The organism is Sphingomonas folli (assembly GCF_019429525.1).
Classification (GTDB): domain Bacteria; phylum Pseudomonadota; class Alphaproteobacteria; order Sphingomonadales; family Sphingomonadaceae; genus Sphingomonas; species Sphingomonas folii.
In genome coordinates, this window is the sequence record NZ_JAHXZL010000008.1 from 89530 (window position 1) to 110695 (window position 21166).

The 21166-nt window shown below is 63.9% G+C and carries 19 protein-coding genes and 2 pseudogenes; 12 read left to right on the plus strand and 9 right to left on the minus strand.

What is annotated here, in order from left to right; translation table 11 throughout:
* Positions 1-87: 87 nt before the first annotated feature.
* The gene (locus KZ813_RS13220) at positions 88-975 is read right to left on the minus strand and encodes a formylglycine-generating enzyme family protein (RefSeq protein WP_506344943.1); all 888 of its coding nucleotides are present in this window, start codon (positions 973-975) and stop codon (positions 88-90) included.
* A complete protein-coding gene (locus KZ813_RS13225; protein ID WP_219755460.1) occupies positions 972-2570 on the minus strand; it encodes a sulfatase family protein in 1599 nt (532 codons plus the stop codon). The genes KZ813_RS13220 and KZ813_RS13225 overlap by 4 nt, the downstream gene beginning before the upstream one ends.
* 191 nt (positions 2571-2761) lie before the next feature.
* Between KZ813_RS13225 and KZ813_RS13230 the strand changes: the two genes are divergently transcribed.
* Positions 2762-5614 (plus strand): TonB-dependent receptor, encoded by a 2853-nt coding sequence (locus KZ813_RS13230; RefSeq protein WP_219755461.1) that lies wholly within the window; start codon positions 2762-2764, stop codon positions 5612-5614.
* A 101-nt stretch (positions 5615-5715) separates the two neighbouring features.
* Complete coding sequence (locus tag KZ813_RS13235) at positions 5716-7494, plus strand: arylsulfatase (protein WP_219755462.1); 1779 nt, start codon at positions 5716-5718, stop codon at positions 7492-7494.
* Positions 7495-7760: 266 nt separating this feature from the next.
* On the opposite strand, the gene KZ813_RS13240 is transcribed toward KZ813_RS13235, so the two are convergent.
* Positions 7761-8252, minus strand: a complete 492-nt coding sequence (locus KZ813_RS13240) for a PRC-barrel domain-containing protein (RefSeq protein WP_258046755.1) — start codon at positions 8250-8252, stop codon at positions 7761-7763.
* A gap of 303 nt (positions 8253-8555) precedes the next feature.
* Here KZ813_RS13240 and KZ813_RS20545 point away from each other — a divergent pair.
* Positions 8556-9269, plus strand: a pseudogene (locus tag KZ813_RS20545) (IS6 family transposase).
* Positions 9270-9681: 412 nt separating this feature from the next.
* Here the strand turns inward: KZ813_RS20545 and KZ813_RS13250 are convergent.
* Positions 9682-10290 (minus strand): TetR/AcrR family transcriptional regulator, encoded by a 609-nt coding sequence (locus KZ813_RS13250; RefSeq protein ID WP_219755464.1) that lies wholly within the window; start codon positions 10288-10290, stop codon positions 9682-9684.
* Between the two features lie 81 nt (positions 10291-10371).
* Between KZ813_RS13250 and KZ813_RS13255 the strand changes: the two genes are divergently transcribed.
* The 3 genes from KZ813_RS13255 (at position 10372) to KZ813_RS13265 (ending at position 13690) form a co-directional block, all read left to right on the plus strand.
* Positions 10372-11283: an SDR family oxidoreductase gene (locus KZ813_RS13255; RefSeq protein WP_219755465.1), complete on the plus strand. Its 912-nt coding sequence runs from the start codon at positions 10372-10374 to the stop codon at positions 11281-11283.
* Positions 11284-11307: 24 nt separating this feature from the next.
* Positions 11308-11679 carry a hypothetical protein gene (locus tag KZ813_RS13260; RefSeq protein ID WP_219755466.1) on the plus strand — a complete coding sequence of 124 codons (372 nt, stop codon included), beginning with the start codon at positions 11308-11310 and terminating at the stop codon, positions 11677-11679.
* 118 nt (positions 11680-11797) lie between these two features.
* Complete coding sequence (locus KZ813_RS13265; RefSeq protein ID WP_219755467.1) at positions 11798-13690, plus strand: M61 family metallopeptidase; 1893 nt, start codon at positions 11798-11800, stop codon at positions 13688-13690.
* 136 nt (positions 13691-13826) lie between these two features.
* On the opposite strand, the gene KZ813_RS13270 is transcribed toward KZ813_RS13265, so the two are convergent.
* Entirely contained in the window at positions 13827-14456 is a 630-nt protein-coding gene (locus tag KZ813_RS13270) for a TetR/AcrR family transcriptional regulator (protein WP_219755468.1), read from the minus strand.
* Positions 14457-14584: 128 nt separating this feature from the next.
* Between KZ813_RS13270 and KZ813_RS13275 the strand changes: the two genes are divergently transcribed.
* A complete protein-coding gene (locus tag KZ813_RS13275) occupies positions 14585-15004 on the plus strand; it encodes a nuclear transport factor 2 family protein (RefSeq protein WP_219755469.1) in 420 nt (139 codons plus the stop codon).
* Positions 15005-15167: 163 nt separating this feature from the next.
* Here KZ813_RS13275 and KZ813_RS13280 read toward each other — a convergent pair whose 3' ends face one another.
* Positions 15168-16190, minus strand: coding sequence for an NAD(P)-dependent oxidoreductase (locus KZ813_RS13280; RefSeq protein WP_219755470.1), 1023 nt, complete (start codon positions 16188-16190; stop codon positions 15168-15170).
* A 72-nt stretch (positions 16191-16262) separates the two neighbouring features.
* Here KZ813_RS13280 and KZ813_RS13285 point away from each other — a divergent pair, with 72 nt between their 5' ends.
* On the plus strand, positions 16263-16868 hold the full coding sequence (locus KZ813_RS13285) for a TetR/AcrR family transcriptional regulator (RefSeq protein WP_219755471.1): 606 nt from the start codon (positions 16263-16265) through the stop codon (positions 16866-16868).
* A gap of 167 nt (positions 16869-17035) precedes the next feature.
* Here the strand turns inward: KZ813_RS13285 and KZ813_RS13290 are convergent, their stop codons facing one another.
* Positions 17036-17926, minus strand: a complete 891-nt coding sequence (locus tag KZ813_RS13290) for a LysR family transcriptional regulator (RefSeq protein WP_219755472.1) — start codon at positions 17924-17926, stop codon at positions 17036-17038.
* Between the two features lie 136 nt (positions 17927-18062).
* On the opposite strand from KZ813_RS13290, the pseudogene KZ813_RS20480 reads away from it, so the two are divergent.
* The 4 genes and pseudogenes from KZ813_RS20480 to KZ813_RS13305 all read left to right on the plus strand — a co-directional run.
* A pseudogene (locus KZ813_RS20480) lies at positions 18063-18422 on the plus strand (SDR family NAD(P)-dependent oxidoreductase); the annotation flags it as partial.
* Positions 18423-18463: 41 nt separating this feature from the next.
* Positions 18464-18838 (plus strand): Rossmann-fold NAD(P)-binding domain-containing protein, encoded by a 375-nt coding sequence (locus tag KZ813_RS20190; protein WP_258046758.1) that lies wholly within the window; start codon positions 18464-18466, stop codon positions 18836-18838.
* Positions 18807-19358 carry a lipocalin-like domain-containing protein gene (locus KZ813_RS13300; protein ID WP_258046759.1) on the plus strand — a complete coding sequence of 184 codons (552 nt, stop codon included), beginning with the start codon at positions 18807-18809 and terminating at the stop codon, positions 19356-19358. Before KZ813_RS20190 ends, KZ813_RS13300 begins: the two co-directional genes overlap by 32 nt.
* A gap of 164 nt (positions 19359-19522) precedes the next feature.
* Positions 19523-19744, plus strand: coding sequence for a hypothetical protein (locus KZ813_RS13305; RefSeq protein WP_219755475.1), 222 nt, complete (start codon positions 19523-19525; stop codon positions 19742-19744).
* Between the two features lie 245 nt (positions 19745-19989).
* On the opposite strand, the gene KZ813_RS20485 is transcribed toward KZ813_RS13305, so the two are convergent.
* Both KZ813_RS20485 and KZ813_RS13310 read right to left on the minus strand, forming a co-directional pair.
* Entirely contained in the window at positions 19990-20601 is a 612-nt protein-coding gene (locus KZ813_RS20485) for a YcxB family protein (protein WP_373369281.1), read from the minus strand.
* 235 nt (positions 20602-20836) lie between these two features.
* The gene (locus KZ813_RS13310) at positions 20837-21160 is read right to left on the minus strand and encodes a metalloregulator ArsR/SmtB family transcription factor (RefSeq protein WP_219755476.1); all 324 of its coding nucleotides are present in this window, start codon (positions 21158-21160) and stop codon (positions 20837-20839) included.
* Positions 21161-21166 lie beyond the last annotated feature (6 nt).

A 21166-nucleotide genomic window follows, 5' to 3' on the forward strand; every position in this document is an offset into this window, starting at 1 on the left:
CTTGGGGAGCGATGATTTAGCGCTGAATGTCTGAAGATGGGTTTCCGCTCCTCACAGGCGAGAGGTCAAAGCTTCTTCCCAGACCTGCTAGCGCATAACGCAGCGGAAACCCATGTGGGACGCTGTAGTGTCCTTCGGTTGAGGCCAGCGCGCAGCGGGGCGGTACCGCTGGCAGTATTCCGGAGCGCACAGATGCGACCCGCCCTTAGCCACATACCGATCGATGCCCGGATCAGAGGCCGCACCTGCACAGCAGCGAGCTGCTTTATCGCTCTCACTCGCATCCGAGTAGCGGTCGGCTGTCCATTCCCAGACATTGCCAATCAGATCGTAGAGCCCATACCCGTTTGCGGGATAGCTCCGCACCTGCGCTGTCCGCGTTCGATGCGGCGGCGCCGCATTGTGCCAAGGAAAGATGCCATCCCAGGTCTGCGCCATTCGGCGGCCGCCCGGCATGAAGTCATCACCCCAGGCATATGGAGCGCCTTCAAGTCCGCCTCGTGCCGCATATTCCCATTCGGCTTCAGTCGGCAGTGACTTACCCGCCCAAGCGGCATAAGCCTCGGCATCGGAGTGCGCGATGTGGACGACGGGATGTCTCGCAAGCTGCTCGATCGAGCTGCCCGGGCCTAGCGGATGCCGCCAATCGGCGCCGAGGACGAACTGCCACCAGACCGGATCGCCTTCGAGCTCAACCGGATGGGCTGGCGGCACGAAGACGATTGAGCCGGGAGCAGCGAGCGCAGGGTCCATGCCTGGATAGTCGGTCGGGTCAGGCGCGACCTCGGCGAACGTGACGTGGCCGCTCGCCTTGACGAAGCGGGCGAACTGCGCGTTCGTAACCGGCGTCTCGTCGATCCAGAAGCTGTCGACCTCGACCCGTCTAACTGGACGCTCATCCGGGTAGAAGTCGTTCGATCCCATTGCGAACTTGCCCGCAGGGATGCGCTTCATGCCAGCGTGCCGGCTCCTCATCGCGGTCGCGTCCGACCGGCTGCCACCATGGCTGCCAGACGGCGATCCATCGCCTGCACCAGCTCCAGCTGCCGAGAGGATAGATCTTCTTTCTCGTCGGGATCGTGAAGGAGATTGAACAGCTGCGGAGCCGCAGCGGCACCAATGTCGTTGCCGTGGAAGCTAGCCGCCCCGCCACTCGCGCGGATTAGCTTCCAAGGGCCCTCCACCAGTGCGAGGATGCTGCCGCCAGCCCCTTTAGCCAGCGTCGCTTTCTCAGAAACGACGGTGCTTGCCTCCTCGATGACGAAGCGACGGCCTTCGCGGCTCCGCCCAAGGAGCGGAGCAAGCATATTGAAGCTATCGACGGCCGCGTCGGACGCCAGAGGCTGCCTCGCCAGCGCGGCGAGGCTTGCGGTCAAGTCAACATGATCGATCAGCGCTGAGGACGTAGCACCGCCGTTCACACCGGCCGGCCAGCGGACGATCATCGGCACCCGCAGACCGCCGTCGTAGATGCTGTACTTGCCGCTGCGAAAAGGCCCCGCTGGTCGATGTGTGCCGACCTTGGCGACGGCCTCGTCGTCGTAGCCGTCGTTCAGTACGGGGCCGTTGTCGCTGCTGAACACAACGAGCGTATCGCGCTCGACGCCGGCGTCGGTCAGCGCTTGCAATACCTCTCCGACGCACCAGTCGAGTTCAGCGATCACGTCACCGCGCGTGCCCATTGTCGTGGCGCCGCGGAAGCGGGGTGCCGGGAGTCTTGGCACATGCACCTCGTTCGGCGCGAAATAGAGGAAGAAGGGCTTTGACGGATCGGCGCTCACGCTGTCCCTGATGAAGGCGCTGGCCTTGCCGGCGAGATGCTCCGCCATCTCCTCGTCCTTCCATCGGGCTGCCTTACCACCGCTCATGAAGCCGATGCGGCTCACGCCGTCGACGATCGTGCCGTCATGACCGTCGTTCGGCCTCAGCCGCAGCAGATCAGGGTTCTCGCGACCAGTGGGATCCGACCCGACTTTCTGGCGGTAGTCGACCTGGATCGGATCGGCTGGGTCGAGACCCACCACGCGCCTGCCCTCGACGTACACGCATGGCACCCGGTCGATCGTCGCCGGGATGATGTAGGAATAGTCGAAGCCGATCTCGAGCGGTCCTGGCGAAATGTCCTGGTTCCAGTCGATGTGGCCGTCACCGAGCCCGAGGTGCCACTTGCCGACGACGCCGGTACGATAGCCGGCTCCGCGCAGCACCGAGGGGAGCGTCGCCGTGCCCGGTCGAATGAGAGCCGGCGCGTCGCCCGGCAGGATATGCGCGCCGTCCTTCCGCCACGCGTAGCGCCCCGTCAGCAACGCATAGCGCGACGGCGTGCATGTAGCCGCTGGCGCATGGCCGTTGGTGAAGCGAAGACCTTCCGCCGCGAGACGATCGATGTTCGGAGTTCGAACAGCGGTCGCGCCGTAGCAGCCGACGTCACCATAGCCGAGATCGTCGGCGTAGATGACGACGACGTTTGGCAAACGATTGTGATCGGTCACCCGAGCGGAAGCTCGTCCAAGCAGGCCCATCGCGGCAGTGCCTGCAAGCAGCGCGCGCCGCGTCGTCGAGAATGCCATCTCTTCACTCCTCATCGACGCCATAGCGGCGCGGTCGATCCGAGCCGCTAAACTTCAGCTTTGGCGTAGATCGAGTTGTCTATGTTGACCCTGCCAGCGGATTTGCTCCTTTCCAAGCGGCACGGCCGCGCAAGACGACAAGGGGAAGGTCGCCATCGAAGTCGCGAGCCGGGCAGGGCGAGGGGGAAGACGTGACGAACCGACTCAAGACCACCGCGCGAGCGCGGGTGCTATCAGGCGTGGCGCTCGCAACGCTGTGGGCAGGCGCTGCGGGCGCACAGGCGATGTCGGGTGCGCCGGATCAGGCAGCCGTGGCGGGCACGACCGTGGATCAGGCGGCCGACGATCAGGCGGGCTCGAGCGCGCTGGCGCAAGGTGGCGGCGACATCGTCGTGACCGGCATCCGGCAATCAATCCGAAGTGCGATCAGCGAGAAGCGCGACGCGATCAACGTCGTCAATGTCATCAACGCCGAAGACGTCGGCAAACTGCCTGACCAGAACCTCGCAGAGGTCCTGGAGAACGTGACGGGCATCCAGATCGATCGATCCGCCGGCGTCGGTAGCTCGGTGTCGATCCGAGGCTCGTCCCAGAACCTCGTGCTGATCAACGGTCGCGTCACGACGCCCTCGGGGGATGCGCGCGGCGGCATCAGTTTCGACGACGTTCCGGCCGAGATCATCGCTTCGGTTCGCGTCACGAAGGTGCCGACGGCAGACCAGGTGGAAGGCTCGGTCGGCGGGATCGTCGATCTGCGGACCTACCGCGGGCTGGGATTGAAACAGCCGCTAGCCGCTATCCGGGCGCAGATGGAATATGCCGATCAGGCGGACCGCTACAATCCGACCGTCTCCGGAGTTTTCGGACGGACCTTCGACACGGGCATCGGCGCGATCGGTGTCGTCTTGTCAGGAAGCTACCAGACGCAGGACGTGCGCGAGGACACACTGAACGTTCGCTACGCGCCGCGAACCGGGGTCGATGTCACCGGCGACGGGACCGCCGACCCGTACCTCGCTCCTAACTTCGTGGGCCAATATTTCTTGCGACGTCACCGCGAAAACAAGACCGTGAGCGGTTCGACCGAGTGGCAGGCGACGAGCGCGCTTAAGCTGTTCGTCGATGGCACCTACGTCAATCAGCAGAACGACGGGGATCAGCCCGGCGTGTTCCTCCAGCCGCCGCTGACGGAGCTCCCGCTGACTAACGCCGAGTTCGAGATGCGTCGGTCGGGCGGCGTCAGCTACCGCCAGATGACGCGAGGCACGCTTAGCGGCGTGCAGTTCCGCTCGACGGGCGAGAGCCCAACGCGCGACACCGAGTCCTACCTCGTCGCAGGAGGCGGCGAGTGGGAGCACGGGCCCTTCACTCTCAAGGTCGAGGCGAGCCGGGCAGGGTCGGACACGCTAGACGCCAACTTCCAGCTCGTTGCGCAGTATTCCAATCCTGGTGCGGGCTTCAACACCGCGCCAGGTCGGATCAGCCCGCCGCTTCTCTTCGATCTCACGCGCGACGATCTGTACCTGGCCCCGGACGCATCGAGCCCGCTCGCGGCGAACCTCGCGAACCCAGCCTATTACTCGACCTTCATCGCGCGCGACAATTATACCCGCTTCCACAACGTCGAGAACGCGCAGCGGATGGATCTGCACTGGGCGGCGGATCTCGGCCCGCTGAAGTCGGTCGACGTCGGTGCACGCCTCAATCAGACGGATTCACGTCGCGACAAAACGACGCAGGTGTCGGCGACCTTCCCCGGTGTCAGCGCAGCTTCGCAGCCCGGCCTCTATCGGCAAGCGCCGACAGACTTCTTCGATTTCACCGGCGACCGCTACCTCGGTGGCTTCGTGGTCGCTGGCGCGTTGACCGATGATCCGGCGGCCGCCCGCGCCGCCGTCGGGCTGGCCGCCGCTCCGCCGGAAGACCTCAGCGCCCGCTTCTCGGTACGAGAGCGGACGTATGCCGGATACGGCAAACTCAACCTCGAGGGCGACACCCTCGGCATGAACGTGCGTGCGGAGCTGGGCGCTCGGTACGTGCACACGAAGCAGACGGCGTCCGGCCTGCTCGTCACCGGCGGCACGTCGACGCCGAGGGTGGCGACGCAGGAATATTCGTATCTGCTGCCGGACGCGATCCTGAGCGTGCAGCCGGTCGAGTCGGTGCTGCTACGCGCTTCCTACGGCCGCTCGCTGCGTCGACCCGACTTCTCGCAGCTGGCGCCGAGCGCCGTCTTCCCCGTCGTCGCCAACTACGTCAGCGTCGGCAATCCCGATCTCAAGCCGCAGACGGTCGATCAGTTCGATGCCGCGGTGGAATGGTACTTCGACCGCAACAGTATCTTCTCGGTCGGCGGCTTCTACAAGAAATACCACGATCTGGTCGTCACCATCGCGCAGCCCCCAGTGCTCCGCGATGAAGCGGTCGGCTTCTTCAATCAGGCCAACTGTATCGGCGGCATCTTCAATCCGGTCGCAGTGGACCTGACCGGCGCCGTCGGCGTCTGCACCGGAGTAAACCAGCCACAGAATCAGGGCGACGCTACGCTGAAGGGCATCGAAGTCGACTTCCAGCACAGCTTTACCTATTTCCCCGGCGCGCTGAGCGGCTTCGGCGTGATCGCCAACTACACCTATCAGGATGGCAAGCGCTCGGTGCCCTTCACCGTACCCGCCGCGCTTGTGGGCGGTCAGCTGGTCACCATACCTTTTGGGCTTAGGGAGCTGTCGAAGAACAACTACAACGTCACCTTGTTCTTCGAGAAGTACGGAATCAACGCTCGTGTCCGTTACACCTACCGCGATCCGTTCCTGCGCACCGAGGCGACCGACGTTACCAACAATCTCCCTCTCTACCAGGACAAGCGGAGCCAGGTGAACGCTTCCGTCAGCATTGATATCAATCCCAAGTTCGCCGTGACCTTCTCGGGCGTCAATCTGACGGCCTCGCCCAACAAGGAGAACGCCATCTTCATAGATGGTCCCCTGACGCAGGAGCGCATCGCCGATCGGCGCTTCGTCGTAGGCGTTCGCGGCGTTTTCTGAGGGCTGCTCAGGGGCGTGGCGATCACGCCCGCATGAAGGTTCACCATCGAGGTGGACGCAGGGACCGCACCCGCATGGACGAAGACCAAAGGGGAGACACCATGACCGCAAACGCTTCTGGCGAACGCTCGCGACTGCTGCGAGCGCTGAGAAATGGCGTTGCTGTAGCTGCGGCCTTCGCATCCGCTACGGCGATCGCGCAACCTGCGTCGCCGAGCGCCCCTACGATCGTCAGGACGGCGGTGCCGCTCGTTCGCTCCGCCGAACGACCGAACATGATCGTCATTATGGGAGACGACATCGGGTACAGCGACATCGGCGCCTTCGGCGGCGAGATTGACACGCCCAACCTCGACGAGCTTGCCCGCCACTCGCTCAAATTCAGCAACTTCTACAACATGTCCCGGTGCTGCCCGTCGCGCGCCAGCCTGCTGACGGGTCGTTACCCCCACCGGGTCAATATGGGCGAGAATGGCAACAGCCTGGCCAAGGACGTGCCGACCGTCGCGGAGGAGCTCCGGGACGCAGGTTACGCGACGACGATGATCGGCAAGTGGCACCTGACCGCGGCCGTGCCGCTCAAGGAGCGCACCGAGCAGTTGAAGTGGCTCAACCATCAGGCGTACCGTGATCGCGACTTCGGCGATCGCACGACCTACCCCGCCGCGCGCGGCTTCGAGCATCACTGGGGGACGATCTGGGGGATCGACGACTATCACGACCCCTTCAGCCTGGTGGACGACTTCACGCCCGTCCAGACGGTGCCGAAGGGCTTCTACCTGACCGACGCGATCAGCGATCACGCCGTCAGCGAGGTTCGGCGGCTGGGCGGTGGCAGGCGGCCCTTCATGATGTACGTGGCGTACACTGCGGCTCACTGGCCCCTGATGGCGCCCGAGAAGGTGATCCAGAAATACCTGCCGCGCTATGCCGACGGCTGGGAGCGGCTGCGAGCAGATCGATACGCGCGACAGGTGCGCCTCGGCCTGATTGAGCCTGCGACAGATCGAGTGCCGGCACTCGATAAGGGATACGAGAACAATGCCGGCATTGCCTGGAGCAACCTTACCGCTGCGGAGCGCGCGGTTCAGGTCCGGAAGATGGCCACACATGCGGCGATGATCGACGTGATGGATCAGGGGATCGGCCGCTTGATCAGGGCACTCAAGGACAGCGGGCAGTACGAGAACACGGTCATCATGTTCTTGAACGACAACGGCGCCTCCCCTGAGATCATGACCTATGCCGATTACGATCGCTGGAGCGAGACCCGAGACGGCAGGCGGGTTCAGTACGGCGAGTATCCCGAGGTGGCGGCGATCGGCGGCGAGACCACGATGGCGGCGATCGGGAGCTATTGGGCTAGCGCAGCCAACACGCCATTCCGCTGGTGGAAAGCCGAGGCCTACCAAGGCGGGACTCACACGCCCTTCATGATGAGTTGGCCTGGTCACATGGGATCCCGCGAGGGCATGACCGTCACCGACGCGGCGCACGTCGTCGATGTCACACCGACCTTGTTGGCGCTGGCTCATGTCACGCCGAGAGCCAGCCGAGCACCCGTCGACGGTGTGTCTCTGGACGTTGCTCTGAGAGGGCACGCGGTTGCCCGTCAGCGACCGCTCTTCTTCGAGCACGAAGGGTCGCGCGCCGTGATCGATGGTCGGTGGAAGTTGGTCGCTCGAGCGCCTGGTCCAAGCTCGCCCGTATATCGCGCTTGGGAGCTCTACGATCTCGAAAACGATCGCACCGAAACCAAAGACGTAGCTGCTCCAAGCGCTGCTGTCGTCAGGCGCTTGGAAGGGCTCTGGGATGATTGGGCGAGAGAGGTCGGAGTTCGCGCTCGCATCGAGACGGCGCGAGCTTTTCAGTCTGACTGAGCCGTAGTCCGGCGGCTCTGAAGATGAACGAGCGGCCGGAGTTGGGGAGCGGGCAGGGGCGCCTGAATGACCGATCTTGGGTCTTTTCCCTGGGCATTGGTCAGCGCTCCCGCGCCTCGCGCCCTAGGCCGGCATAGGTGGCGTCAGGACCGCGCCGCTACTCAGAACGAATCGAGCAAGCTCGTCGGATCCCTACACAGTCGCTCGCACGGCTAGGACGGATGCGCGTCAATCGCGATGCATCCGTGGGAACCCAGCCGTCGCTACTAGACTACCGCGGCGAGCTCCTCGAACTTCTCCGGCCGCCGCGCAGTGTGCACTTCGCCGCCGCGGACCGAAACGTTGGACCATGGAAGACGGTGGAGGGTTTCCGCAATTCCGGCGAAGCCGCCGATGCGAACGACCAGATACTCGATCCCGCCCCCGCCGCAGCCGACCAGAGCGTCGACCGCGTGGCCTGCCACCGAGCCGTCGGCCGCTCTAACAGGAAGACCGTCGAGCGACGCCACCGAGAACAGCGCCTCGCCGGGCAGCTTCGTGCTCCGTCTCTCCTCCGCCCGCGTCGCATCGCTGATGCGCGCACGGCGGCCCAACCATCGCCAGATGCCGAACAGGTCGACGATGCCGAGGAACAGGTTCGAATAGAGGAGCTGCTGCTGGCCGGACGCGAGCCCGACGACGATCCAGCTAACGGCGCCGATCGTGAAAACGACGAAGCCCCAACCTGTGACGCGGGCGCCGAGGTTGGCGGCAGTCATGAGCGCTGCCACGCAGGTCGCGACTAGCGCTACCCAACCAGCCGTATCCGCCATCCGCCTTCTCCCAACAGCTCCGCACAGGTGGAGCGACGTCGCATCGCCTCTCCTACCTAAGCTGTTGGAGAAGTCTCGGCGGGGATTGATCAAACTGACTGGGATCAAGCGCCTCTGGGTGGACCCGTAAGAAGGTACAGCGGGTGCCCAGCTGCTCCAGCGTCCCGGATGAACGAAGGCGCTCAAAGACGACCTGAGGGCACTGTCAAAGCTAATGCACCTTCGGCGTTCGCCGGGGTAGGGAGGCGCATGCCTCGCTCACGCAAGCCAGCCAGCCCGTTCCGCTATTTCAACTCGTCGCCCGAGGTGATCCGGCTGGTGGTGCTGATGTACGTGCGCTTTCCACTGTCGCTGCGGAACGTGAAGACCTGCTGTTCGAGCGCGGCATCGACATCTGCCACGAGACGGTGAGGCTGTGGTGGAACAGGTTCGGTCCGCTGTTCGGGGGTGAAGTACGGCGCCAGCGGGTGAGCCGCATGCGCGGCTTCCGTCACTGGCGCTGGCACCTGGACGAGATGTACGTGAAGCTGAACGGCGAGATGGTCTACCTGTGGCGCTGTCGATCACGAGGGTGAGATCCTCGAGAGCTACGTCACCAAGACACGCGACAAAAAGGCCGCGCTCGCGTTCATAAAGACGGCGCTCGAGCGCCACGGCTCGCTCGAGGCGATCACCACCGACGGTCTGCGCTCCTACGGTACGGCGCCGAGCGAGCTCGGCGCCCGCGAGAAGCAGGAGGTTGGTCGCTGGGCTAACAACCGGGTGGAGAACTCGCACCTGCCCTTCAGGCGACGAGAACGGGCGATGTTGAGATTTCGGCAGATGCGAACCTTACAGAAGTTCGCCTCGGTCCACGCCAACGTCCACAACCACTTCAATCACGAACGCCACCTCGTCGACCGCCGAACCTACAAGCAGCGCCGCTCCGCGGCGCCGGCCGAGTGGCAGGCGCTCGCCAGCTGATCCGACGCGAGCCGAGGGCGAGGTGCATCGTGTGGAGATGAGTTCGCATTAGACTGCCAGCACCGTTGCGGCCATTCGTCGAGCAGATCCAGCAGCGGGCGGCGGACGAAGGCATGTCGACGATGTGTCCGGCCGACGAGGCGGAGCTCGCCGCTCGCGATCGAGAGATCGCCGCGGGTCACATGGGCTGGTGACCCCAGGCAGTCGAACAGATGGCTGCCAGGAACGCCATGTGCATCGACTGCCGAGATTAACGACTAACGGAAGTTGGGAAGTGGGAAGGGCGCCTGCAGTGACCGCTTGTGGGTCCGTTCGCCGTGGTCTCCTAGCGATGTGCCTAATGCCTCCCGGATGTCCTGAATGCCCATGCCCGCGCGCTGCGACCCGTCATCGTTGCGCATGAATGTGACCATCAGGTGGGGGCAGTCACCTCGGCTTTCAGAACATCAAAGTTGGCGTGGAGTAGCTCAACCAGTGAGCGTCGTTCGCCTTCACGACCCAACGCTTCTGTCGAAAGTCGAATGGCTCCCATGGCGAGCATTGCGACTAGCCGGTGCGCCATTTCGCGCTCAGGACTGGGCCAGCGCGCCCGCAGGCCGTCGACCAAGCGTCGTTCTTGCTCGACATAGGTCACCTGCTTGCGAGCCTGAACCGCGGCGCTCGTCCGCATGAGCTGATCGATCGCGGCTAAGTCGTCGGCCGGCACCTGGGCACAGACGTCGATCACTGCAGCTCGAACAGCGTCGATCGGTGAGGCGGTGTCGTCGGCATGGCGGATGCGCTCGGCGATCAGATCGCCCATACGGCTCTGGAGCGAGAGGAGAATGTCGTCCTTGGATTTCAGGTAGAGGAAGAAAGTGCGTCGCGAGATACCTGCCTTGGCAGCGATCTCGTCCACGGTCGTCGCGTCGATGCCTTGCTCAATGAACAGGCAAATGCCCGCATCGGTGATGCGCCGCAGGGTCTCCTGCTTCTTCCGCTCGCGTAAACCCGGCGTCGAATCCGCGACGATCTCAGCCACTGTTCCTGCTTCACGCTTGATTTTTGCACCCAGTGCATATTAAGTGATCTGCACTCGATGCATATATCAGGATCGGCTCGGATGGCAAAGTGGACATGCAGCGACATGCCGGACCAGTCAGGGCGCGTGGCGGTGGTGACCGGAACGGGAGGGCTTGGCCTTGAGGTGGCGCTGGCGCTGGCTCGAGCCCGTGCCGAGGTGGTGATCGCCGGACGCGATCCGCGCAAAGGCGCCGCGGCCACTACGCAGATCTGCTCTGCAGTACCCGCGGCCAAGGTCCGCTTCGAACCGCTAGATCTCGCGTCGCTCGCATCCGTGGCGCAGTTCGCCGAACGATTGCGCATGGATCAGCAGCGGGTTGACTTGCTCGTCAACAACGCGGGCGTGATGGTGCCGCCTGAGCGGCGCTCGACGGTGGATGGCTTCGAGCTGCAGTTCGGCACGAACCACCTCGGGCATTTCGCGCTCACCGGACACCTCCTGCCGCTCCTTCGCGCGTCCGAAGGCGCGCGGATCGTCTCTGTGTCGAGCGTCGCGGCCCGCGCCGGCTCGGTCGACTGGGGCGACTGGAACGCGACAGGCAGCTACGAGGCGATGCCGGTATATGCCCGCTCGAAGATTGCGTGCCTCATGTTCGCGTTCGAGTTGCAGCGACGCAGCGAGGCCGCCGGGTGGCAGCTTACCAGCATCGCGGCCCATCCTGGCGTCGCGCGCACGGAGCTGCTCCACAACGGACCCGGCCGGAGCAGCCTGCACAGTCGCGTCCGCTCGCTTCTGCCTTTCTTATTTCAGCCCGCAGCGCAGGGCGCGCTGCCGCTGCTGTTCGCCGCCACGTCACCCGACGCGTGCGCAGGGAGCTATTATGGCCCCGACCGGCTGGGCGAGACGCGCGGTTACCCGGCCGACGCGAAGATCCCATCGCACGCATTAGACCGCTTGGCCGCCGAGCAGCTGTGGGCATTGTCCGAGCGCGCGACCGGGGTGCGGTACTGAACAGCCAGGTAGGACACTGCATCTATGGCCAGGTACCTGACCTACGCAGCCTTCGGCTGGCTGACCTTCACGGGCGTGATGCACTTCGCCGTCGACGTCGTGAGCCAGTACCTGCGCGGCAAGCGCGCGCCCGGACCGGAGACAACGCTCTATTACGGACTGAACTCGGCCTTCGCGCTCGGGCAAGTCCTTTTCGGGCTGATGTGCCTGTGGGCAGCGCATCGTGAGCCTGGCCTGCTGCGCGAACCGGCAGTGGTGATGCTCGCCTGCGCGGGCGCCGCGGCGTGGCTGGCGCTCACCTTCACCGCGATGGACTATTGGGAGCCCAAGCTCAACGCCGTCATCTTCATCGCCCTGCTGATCGCCGCCATCACGCTCGAGCGCGTACGGGCTTGATCCTGTGCAGATGCCAAGTCGCGAATTCACAAGGAGACGAGCTATAAAGGGGCTTCGATGTGCTCTCACGGCTGGTGGTGGAGGGCAGGCGCGCCAGCGTCATCACGGCGCAGGGTGCTTGACCGTAGCGAGCGCTATTGCTCTGGCGTTGCAGGCATCGCGTGCCCCGGCGCTCCCGTCAGACGGGCCGGTACAGCGCCTGCCGCCCGCGGGCGTGCCGGTTCCGCTGGACCGCGCGTTCTCGGGCACGATCGCGCTCTCGGTCGATGCCACCGACGTCGCACACAAGCTCTACACGGTCGAGGTCGTCATTCCGGTCCAGGCCGCGGGCGCGATGACCCTGCTCTACCCGCGCTGGGAGGCCGCGAGCCATGGTCCGAGCCTGAGCGTGGTCAACCTCACCGGCTTCGCCGTCTTCGCCGGGGCGCGTCGACTGGCCTGGCGGCGCGATCCGCTCGAGCCGCATGCCTTCCACCTCGACGTGCCCGCTGGTGCGGCGAGCGTGACGGCACGTTATCAGGTCGTCGCCGCGGCCCGCGACCTCACGCGCGACCTGATCATGCTGCCGTGGCAGCAGCTCATCCTCTATCCCGCGGGATGGTACGCGCGAAACATTGCGGTAGCCGCCATGGTGTCGCTGCCGGACGGCCTGATCTCCCACGCGCCACTGATCGCTGGCCGGAGCGCCGACGGGCACCTCGTCCTGCCGGAGCGAACATTAGAGGCTCTGCTCGACACGCCCGTCTACGCTGCGCGCTCGGCAACGCGAGTGTCGCTCGCTGCAGGGGACGCGCCGGTGACGCTCACCGCGATGGCCGCGGCCGCGATGCCCCCCGTCATTCCGCCGGAGCGGGTCGACGCGCTCCGGCGCATGGTGGCGCAGACGGGCCGGGTCTTCGGCACCGCTCCGTTCGCCCGGTATGACTTCCTGGTCCGGCTGGGCGATGACCTCGCTGCCGGCGGGACCGAGCATCGCGCCGCGGGTGAGATCACGCTACCCGCCGGCTATTTCGACGACTGGTCGCGCCAGCTGCTCGACCGCGACATCTTCCCGCACGAGCTCGTCCATGCATGGAACGGCCTCTTCCGCACGCCGGCGGACCTGTGGGCGCCAACGCCCAACGTCCCGCAGTCGGGGAGCCTGCTATGGGTCTACGAGGGGCGGACCGAGTTCTGGGGACGCGTGCTCGCCGCACGCGCGCACCTGCGAAGCAAGCAGGAGACGTTGGACCGGCTGGCGCTCGACGCGGCGGAGGTGTCGCAGCGACGCGGGCGCGCCTGGCGATCGCTCGCCGATGACGTCAATTACCCCGCCTTCATGCTGCGCCAGCCGGTACGCTGGCGAGACTGGCAGCGCCGACGTGATTATTACGACGAGGGCGTCCTGCTGTGGCTCGCCGTCGAGGCGCGATTGCGCGAACGCACCGGCGGACGGCGCGGGCTCGATGACTTCGCTCAAGCTTTCTTCGCGGGGGCCACGCCCAATGCGCCGACGCAGACCTACACGTTCGAGGCGCTGTGTGTCGCCTTGGAGGCGGTCGCGCAGGGCGAATGGGCGGGTTTTCTGACGACGTGGCTCGAGGCGCACGATGAGCTCGACACGTTGATCGGGCTGAGAGCGCTCGGATGGAACCTCGTCTACACGAACACGCCAACGGAAACCTTCCGACAGCACGAGGCGGAGTTGGGCGGGCTAGACCTCACTTACTCGCTTGGGATGACGGTCATGGCCGACGGGCGCATTGGTGCCGTCTCATGGCAGGGATCCGCGTTCACCGCGGGCCTCGCACCGGGCGCGAAAATTTTGGCGGTCAGCTCCGAGCCGTTTTCGACCGAGCGCCTCCTGCAGGCAGTGCGAAGGTCTGAAACAGTGCCAATCACGCTCACGGCGGAGCAGGACGGCGGCAGGAGGGACTATCACCTCAGCTACAAGGGATCATTGCGCTATCCCAGTCTCGAACGCTTCGCGGAGAAGGCGGATCGTCTTAGCCGCTTGTTGGCTCCACGATAACGTGCCGCCCAACGCCGGCGGGGCAGGGGGCGGCTTACCCCCGGCTACCTGCGGCGATCGCCGTCAGAGCTCGAACACCTTGGGCAGGCCGAAGGAGAATGCATGCTCGGCCCGGGACGGTTCGGTAGTTTCTCAGCTACCGGCCCGGCCACATTTGCAGGAAGGTCGCCGCAGTTTGGCGCAGTTCGGCTTCACTCGTACCACTACCGGCCGCTACGAGCAGACCATCCGTTGCAGCCTTGAGCGTCAAAGCCAGACTGCGGGCGGCAAAGGATGGCGCAAAGTCGCCGTCCTCGGCTGCGCGTACCATGCGCGCGACCAATTTCTCGCGCCAGAAGTCGCCGCGCTGAACGACGAACTTCCTGATCTCGTCATCACCGGGGGCGTGGCTGAGCGAATGGACGATGCCCATGCTGCCCTTGGGGTCGGCCGTACTCGTTTGCAGCGCGATAGTACCTTCCAGCAGGTGCTCGGCGACGGCGCGGGCGGACGGCTGTTCCAGCGCCTCGACCATGTAGGCCGTCTTCTCCTGTTCGTAGAGGCCCATCACCTGGCGGAACAAGTTCTCCTTGTCGCCGAAGGATGCATATAGCGTCGCGCGGCTGATCCCCATCGCCTCGAGCAGAGTACCGATACTGGCCCCGGCATAGCCGTGGCGCCAGAACACTCGCATAGCAGCGACAAGGGCTGCATCGCTGTCGAACTGGCGGGGACGCCCCCGTTGAACGGGCCGCTCTGAAGCGTCTTGGGCGCGCGTCTCGGTCATGCACTCGTCCTCGTCCTGGCACTCGACCGTTGATTTATGGAACGATCGGTATACCTAGGTATTTGGAACGACCGGTATAGCAATGCGGCCGCCGTCCCACATCCGTTTTCTGACATACGAGGACTCGAATGACCTACTCTCCCCAGGAAGAAACCAACCTTCGGATCATCAATGACGCGTTGAACGATGCGGCGCACGATTTCACCCGCTTCTTCGAGGCGGTCTTCGCGTCGGACGCCGAGTGGACCATCGCGGGGCACGGGCCTGTGGCACGGACTTACTACGGGATGACGGACTTGTTCGATAATGCGGAGAAGGCCCTATTCGCTCGCTTCGCAGAACCCCTGACGATCGTCACGCGTGGCACCTGGGCCGATGGAGACACCGTGTTCGCGCGCATCGACAGCAGTAGCCGCGCCCTCGACGGTGAATCGTACAACAATGGCTATATGTATATCATGACTATGAAGGACGGTAAGGTCATCTCCGGTATCGAATGGCTAGACCTCAACGCTTATTACCAGATCATCGAGAGAGTGGTGATTTAAGCTCCACAGGGTCATAAGCACAGCGTACACGGTCGGTATCGAAGATAGCTTCGTGTCCGTCATTCGGCGTCGACCATGTGCCTGACCTATTTCTCAAGGCTGCATCGCATCTGGGAACTCCTTGGCCGTATTGCTGGCGGCTTTCAGTTCGGCGCCTATAGGCTCATGTTTCTCCTTCGTATGCGAGTGGGAGCGACAGCAGCCGGCCGCCCTCCCGCGTGAGGCGGTTCAGATACTCAGCGTGGTTGATGATCTGGTAGGGGAAGAACAGCCCAGCCTTCGTCGCCGGCTCTCCATCCAACCCTGCGAGGCGTTCCAACACCATGCTGATGCCGAGCCCGGTCAGCGGAGCTGCTCCACCGGGATGAAAGACGGCATGACGGGTGCGCTGCGGTGTGCCCGCCTCGCCAACCCCCGACAGCTCAATGATGATCTCGGTCGACTTCTCTCCTCCCGCACGCCTGCTGGAACTGATGCCCGTACCAATGCCGAACTCGACATCGCGGGCGCCTGTCGTGGCCGCCAGCCCGGCGATGTCGATCGTCGAGAATCCAACGGCCGTCAGCTCCGCGCCGTCGATGGCTTGGAATTTGAAGTTGGCGTTACCGCCCTTGCGCCACACGAACGCGCCGTTGCGCCGCGCGAAAACAGAGGAGATGACCGACGCGAAACGCTCGAAATCTTCCGCGACTGCAGGGCCACCCCAATCTTCCTCATCGATCAGCGCGCCGATCCGGATGCCGTCGATGCGGGCGTACGTCTTCGCTGCCGTGAGCGTGGCGATAGTGGTGGCGCCGACCAGCCACTCATACCCGAGCACCACTGCTGCGGCATCGGGGCGCTGCATATGGATCGCCATCTCGGGCGCCACCTCGTAGAGCCCGGTCGAGATGCCCAAGTGCGGGATGCCTCGCGCGTGTGCATAGCGCAGGCTCGCGAGACGATGATCGGAATAGAGGACGGCAACCGCCGCGATCGATCGGTCGCCGACGCCAAGATCGTCGGCATACGGATCGATCGCTATTCCCTCGGCATGATCAAGCTCACTCGCAGCCTGGTAGGCTTTTTGCCGGTTCCTGCTGCCTATCAGCAAGGGAGCTTCGGGATGCCGCTTACGCAATGCCTGGATGGTGTAACGACCAATCTGGCCGGTGCCGCCCAGGATGAGGATGGGTGATATGGACATGAACGCCTTTCCGCTTAAAGCTACGATTCGTAGCTTCTTGTAACCTACCTATGGTAGGTTATGCAAACGGGTATGACGGTAGCGGTGTCGAACGTAGTGGTCCCGCGGCAGGGACGTCGTCTTTCCAAGGCCGATCGGCGGAAGCAGCTGCTTGCGGCGGCGCTAGACATGATCCGCGAGAAGGGTGCTGACAGCCTCACGCTCGGGCATCTCGCGGTGCGGGCCGGGGTGTCCAAGCCGGTCGTCTATGACCACTTCGGCACGCGTTCTGGGCTGTTGATCGAGCTGTATCGCTGGATTGATACCGAACGGGTCGAGGCTTTCCGCCAAGGGATGGCGGCGGCCTACCAGGATCGCGACGAAACGATCGCCACTCTTGCGACCACCTACATTCGCTGCGCGGCAGACCTGACCGGCGAGTTCCACGTGGTCGGTGCGGCGCTCGCTGGAAGTTCGGAAAAGGCGGAGGTATATGCCGAGCTGCTTGACCAGTCCGTCGCCATGTTCGTGTCGGTGCTGCACCCTTTCAATCGGCTGACAGGTGCCGCCGCGACGCGACTATGTGTCGGCCTGGTCGGCGCGGGCGAAGGGCTGTCAACGGCGATCGTCCGTGGAAGGCTCGCCGAGACCGAGGGCATTGCGACCTTCAGGGACATCATCGATGCCTGCGTGGGGTAGCCATCGGCCATGGCAATTAGACATGTCGGCGTGCAGGCTTGTCGACGCGCGTTCGACGAGGCCCGTAAATTAGCGATTTGCGAATGCTCCGCCGACTGACAAGCAGCCGGCCAAGTCTTTCCGCTCACCGCCCTGAGATCCGGCACTACCTAGGCTGCCCTTTACGATCAAACTTCCGCAGTACGCACGATATCGATCAGCGCTTGTAGAGCGGCGGGTGTCCTTCGGTTACGAGCATTATAAAGGCACAGGCCTGGGACTGGTGGCGACGAGTCTGCGAGAACCTGTACCAAACGTCCCACCTGCAACCCTTCAGCGGCATAGGGCTCTGGCACGAAGGTGATGCCTAGCCCATCAGTGGCAGCCTCCACCATCAAGCCGCTATGATCGAGAGTGAGCGCTCCGGGAACGTCGACCAGCACCTCTTCGCCGCCACGCTCAAATTCCCAGCGGTACGATTTGCCACTCGGAAGACGCTGGCGGATGCAACGGTGCGTGTGGAGCTCCTGTGGAGCTGCCGGCTCACCATGGCCAGCCACGTAGCTCGGCGCCGCGACCGCTATGAAGCGCGTGTCGCCACCAAGGGGTACTGCGACCATGTCCTGCGGCACTGCCTCTCTCAAACGCACGCCGGCATCGAACCCTTCCGCGACGATGTCGACCAGTCGGCCCTCTGTCAGCAGCTCCAGGATCACGCGCGGGTGGCGCTCGAGCAGGAGCGGTACGGCGTGGCGTAGCAACCAGCGCGCGCCACCCTCGTTTGCATTGATGCGGAGCGGTCCACCGACATTCGGGTTCGCGCCGACGTTCCCGAGCATGTCATCGAGGGCGCGGAGGGCAGGGGCTAGTCGCGCAAGCAGCCGCTCTCCAGCTTCGGTCAACGCAACGCTCCGCGTCGTCCGGTGAAGCAGGCGGGTACCGAGCCGCTGCTCCAGGCTGCGCAGGGCATGGCTCAATGTCGGCCGCGCCACCCCGGCGATGTCGGCAGCGCGACGAAAGCTGCGGTGCTGCGCAACCAGTGCGAAGGCCCTTAGCTCTGTCAGGCTTACGTCTGCCATTGGTGCATCCCATCGACCAGCTACGTGCGATTGAGCCGTCTTATTGCACCCAGTCCAACGCTTTATCTCTGCGGTAAAGGAGATTGCCATGAAGCGTTGGTTCATCACGGGCGCGTCGTCGGGGCTCGGCCTTGGCATGACGGAGCGCCTGCTACAGCGCGGTGACGCGGTGGTCGCAACTGCCCGTCGCGTTGAGGCACTCGCGGCGCTGCAGGCGAGCTACCCGAGTCAGCTGTCGGTCGAGCACCTCGACGTGACGGACACGGCCGCGGTCCGACGGATCGTCGATGCCGCGTTTGCCAACGGGCGGGTCGATGTCGTTGTGAGCAACGCTGGCTACGGCCTGTTCGGTGCGGCGGAAGAGCTCTCCGACCTTCAAATCGACCGCCAGATCGCAACCAATCTGACGGCGTCGGTCCAGCTCATCCGCGCCGTTCTGCCGCACCTGCGCGTGCAGGGCGGAGGCCGTGTTCTGCAGGTCTCGTCGGAAGGCGGGCAGATGACCTACCCCGCTTTCAGCCTCTATCATGCCACCAAATGGGGATCGAGGGCTTCATCGACGCGGTCGCCCAGGAAGTCGCGCCATTTGGCATCACGTTCACACTCATCGAGCCGGGGCCGACCGATACGGGCTTTGGCGCAGCTCTGGATCGTGCGCCCGAGAGCGACGTGTATGACGCCACACCTGCGGGCGACGTCCGACGTGCGATCGCAAGCGGCGACTTCACCTTGACCGGGGACGCCGATCGCACCGTGGCGGCTATGATCGAGGCTGGTGACACCGCGCAGCCGACAGCTCGGGTGACGCTGGGCAGTACCGCCTACATCAGTATCGAGAAGGCTCTCACGTCGCGGCTCGACGCGCTTCGTGCCCAGCGGGATGTTGCGTTCGCGGCAGACCGGTCGCGATGACCGCGCGTGTGACGGCGCTCGCGTTGATGCTTGCCGCCTCTGGGGGGGGCACGCGGGCCAGGATGCGAGCTCGTCAAACGAGCTGGTCGGCACGTGGCGGATGATCTCGGCGACGCTCGAAGAGGATGGACGTGAGACGCGGCCCTACGGGCTTAAACCGGCCGGGATGCTGGTCTTCACCCCGGATTTTCACTTCGTGGAGGTCCTGACAAACTCAGAGACGCCGCATGTCGCATCCGGGCGGCGCGGGGAGGGTACCGATAGCGAGAACCGGGAGGCGATGACAAACGGGGTCGGTTTCTTTGGCGCTTATTCCGTCCGCGGGGACGGCACATTCTCCGGCAATGTAGTGGAGGGCGCGACCTTTCCGAATTGGGTCGGAAGTGAGCGGACGACCCATGAGCTCCTACTTGAGGTTCGCGGCTCCCGGTTGACCGAGACGTTCACGCGGCCAGGTGGCGGCGTGCTGCGCGCCGCGTTCGTCCGGGTAAGAGCGCCTGCTAATGCGCGGAATACCTGAAGGGCTCGGCGTCGGGATGAACGGACGGCGGGAGTTGGGCGGCGAGCAGGTGTCCCTGAACGACCGCTCTTGGGTCCTCGGCACGAGAGGGTAGGGGGTCGCAACCGCCCATTAGTAGACATTTGAGGCTGACATCTCGAAAGCAGCCGCCATACCGTCCTGCGGTGTTTGTCGAGCGAGCCTACGTCGAGCGGGAGAGGCTGTCGGATCGCGATCTGGAGCGGCTCCGCGCTTGTTTGGTCGTTCAGGTGCAGCGTTACGAGTACGCCCTCCCCAACTACCCGACGAACTGGATGGAAAAGCACGGGCGGCCTTTCGTCGACAAGCTCCGCGAGAAGGTCGCGCGCGTTGACGCTCTGATCATCAGTAGGACGACTGTCCGCTGACGCCCACTTGCGGACACCCATGCAATCGGTTCTTCTGTGCAAATGAGTGCCGCACCTGTAACCCGCGTCAGACGTGAAAACTTCAGAAAGGCTGCGTTGGGCCTATGCCTCACTATGACAATTCCTGCCGTCATAGCCTGCGCGCAGCTGCTATTCGCGCAGGAGATTCTCGTCAGACTAGGCGTTATCGATGCAACCGATAGGTATCAAAACATCCCCGTTTTTCGAATAGCGATACTGAATTTCTATGGCAAAGTTGCTATTGTTCTCGTCATATATTGGGTGGTAGCTGCGCTTCTCAGCCGACGAGAATCTCTCAGGTTAAGACGAGCTAACGTGGTACTATGGCTTGGCATTGTATTTTCCTGCGCGGCTATATTTGTCGGATCAGTAGCCCCAGCACGCGCACACTTTCTCGAGAGTACTTGTTCGCTTCTCGGCCTATCTAGCGTTGACCCGCCGGGTTTTGACACACAATCACCCTGCTCGGTCTTTGCCACGCAAAGCTTGGCTGTCATGGCTTGCTGGGTGCCGCTTACCCTCATCATCCTGAGCCTACTACAACGCGTGCTAGGTTCGCGTTGAAGGCCGCATTCGGACGTCGGCCTTCCAGACACCGCCAGGCCGTAAGCGCCCATAACTGACATTCTGGCGCGTCGTGAAGCGGCGCATTCTACTAGATCTATCGCTTGCTCGCGTGAGGCAGCGCGCTTGGGATTGAAGTTAAGCATGTAGTCGCTTTGAAATAGCATGATTGCCTCTGGCCCTTGAATGATGCGCACGAAGTCACGCCAATCTAAATCAGAACTACCTTGTGCCGATTTTAGCTGAACGCGTTCCGTCGATCGATCAACGATGGTCTGAGTTTGAAGTGCTTTCGTTTGTCGGTACGCTCAGCGCGAGCGAGAGGGTATTAGGGCGTAATTCATGGCAAGGATGCAGGCGAGCACGGGAGACCAGGAAGCAAAACCCGCCGCCCCGCCGCTAAGGATCAACCACGCACTACCCGAGGCGCGGAATAGCGCTCCAATTAGCGCGCAAACGAGCCCGACGAGAGCGAAGCTCAGGACCGTGCGTATGGGTCGCCTTCTCTCAGGTGGCGCCAGAGCCAGTTTCTCGGCGCGCTAAGCCGGCACTCTCCGCCTTGAGCGGGCGCGACACGGGACAGACCTCCTGCACGTAGGCGTTGAGCGTGTTGGCGAGATTGTCGCCCACGAGCCTGTAGAAAACGAACTGACCGCGCTTCTCACTGGCCACTAGCCCGGCGTTCTCCAGCACGGACAGGTGCTGCGACACGGCCGGCTTGGACATCTCGAACCGAGACGCGATCTCTCCCGCGCTCAACTCCGCGTGAGCGAGGTAGGCCAGAATTTTCCGGCGCGGAGTGGACGCCAGCGCCTCGAACACCTTCTGCATGGTCCT

Coding starts and splice junctions, on each gene's coding strand:
- KZ813_RS13270 (WP_219755468.1), bottom strand. CDS start 14,456: ATGACCGAGACGCGCGCCCAAGACGCTTCAGAGCGGCCCGTTCAACGG.
- KZ813_RS13280 (WP_219755470.1), bottom strand. CDS start 16,190: ATGTCCATATCACCCATCCTCATCCTGGGCGGCACCGGCCAGATTGGT.
- KZ813_RS13260 (WP_219755466.1), top strand. CDS start 11,308: ATGGCCAGGTACCTGACCTACGCAGCCTTCGGCTGGCTGACCTTCACG.
- KZ813_RS13235 (WP_219755462.1), top strand. CDS start 5,716: ATGACCGCAAACGCTTCTGGCGAACGCTCGCGACTGCTGCGAGCGCTG.
- KZ813_RS13240 (WP_258046755.1), bottom strand. CDS start 8,252: ATGACTGCCGCCAACCTCGGCGCCCGCGTCACAGGTTGGGGCTTCGTC.
- KZ813_RS13225 (WP_219755460.1), bottom strand. CDS start 2,570: ATGGCATTCTCGACGACGCGGCGCGCGCTGCTTGCAGGCACTGCCGCG.
- KZ813_RS20190 (WP_258046758.1), top strand. CDS start 18,464: ATGGGGATCGAGGGCTTCATCGACGCGGTCGCCCAGGAAGTCGCGCCA.
- KZ813_RS13220 (WP_506344943.1), bottom strand. CDS start 975: ATGAGGAGCCGGCACGCTGGCATGAAGCGCATCCCTGCGGGCAAGTTC.
- KZ813_RS13275 (WP_219755469.1), top strand. CDS start 14,585: ATGACCTACTCTCCCCAGGAAGAAACCAACCTTCGGATCATCAATGAC.
- KZ813_RS13285 (WP_219755471.1), top strand. CDS start 16,263: ATGACGGTAGCGGTGTCGAACGTAGTGGTCCCGCGGCAGGGACGTCGT.
- KZ813_RS13310 (WP_219755476.1), bottom strand. CDS start 21,160: ATGCAGAAGGTGTTCGAGGCGCTGGCGTCCACTCCGCGCCGGAAAATT.
- KZ813_RS13300 (WP_258046759.1), top strand. CDS start 18,807: ATGTTGCGTTCGCGGCAGACCGGTCGCGATGACCGCGCGTGTGACGGC.
- KZ813_RS13255 (WP_219755465.1), top strand. CDS start 10,372: ATGGCAAAGTGGACATGCAGCGACATGCCGGACCAGTCAGGGCGCGTG.
- KZ813_RS13290 (WP_219755472.1), bottom strand. CDS start 17,926: ATGGCAGACGTAAGCCTGACAGAGCTAAGGGCCTTCGCACTGGTTGCG.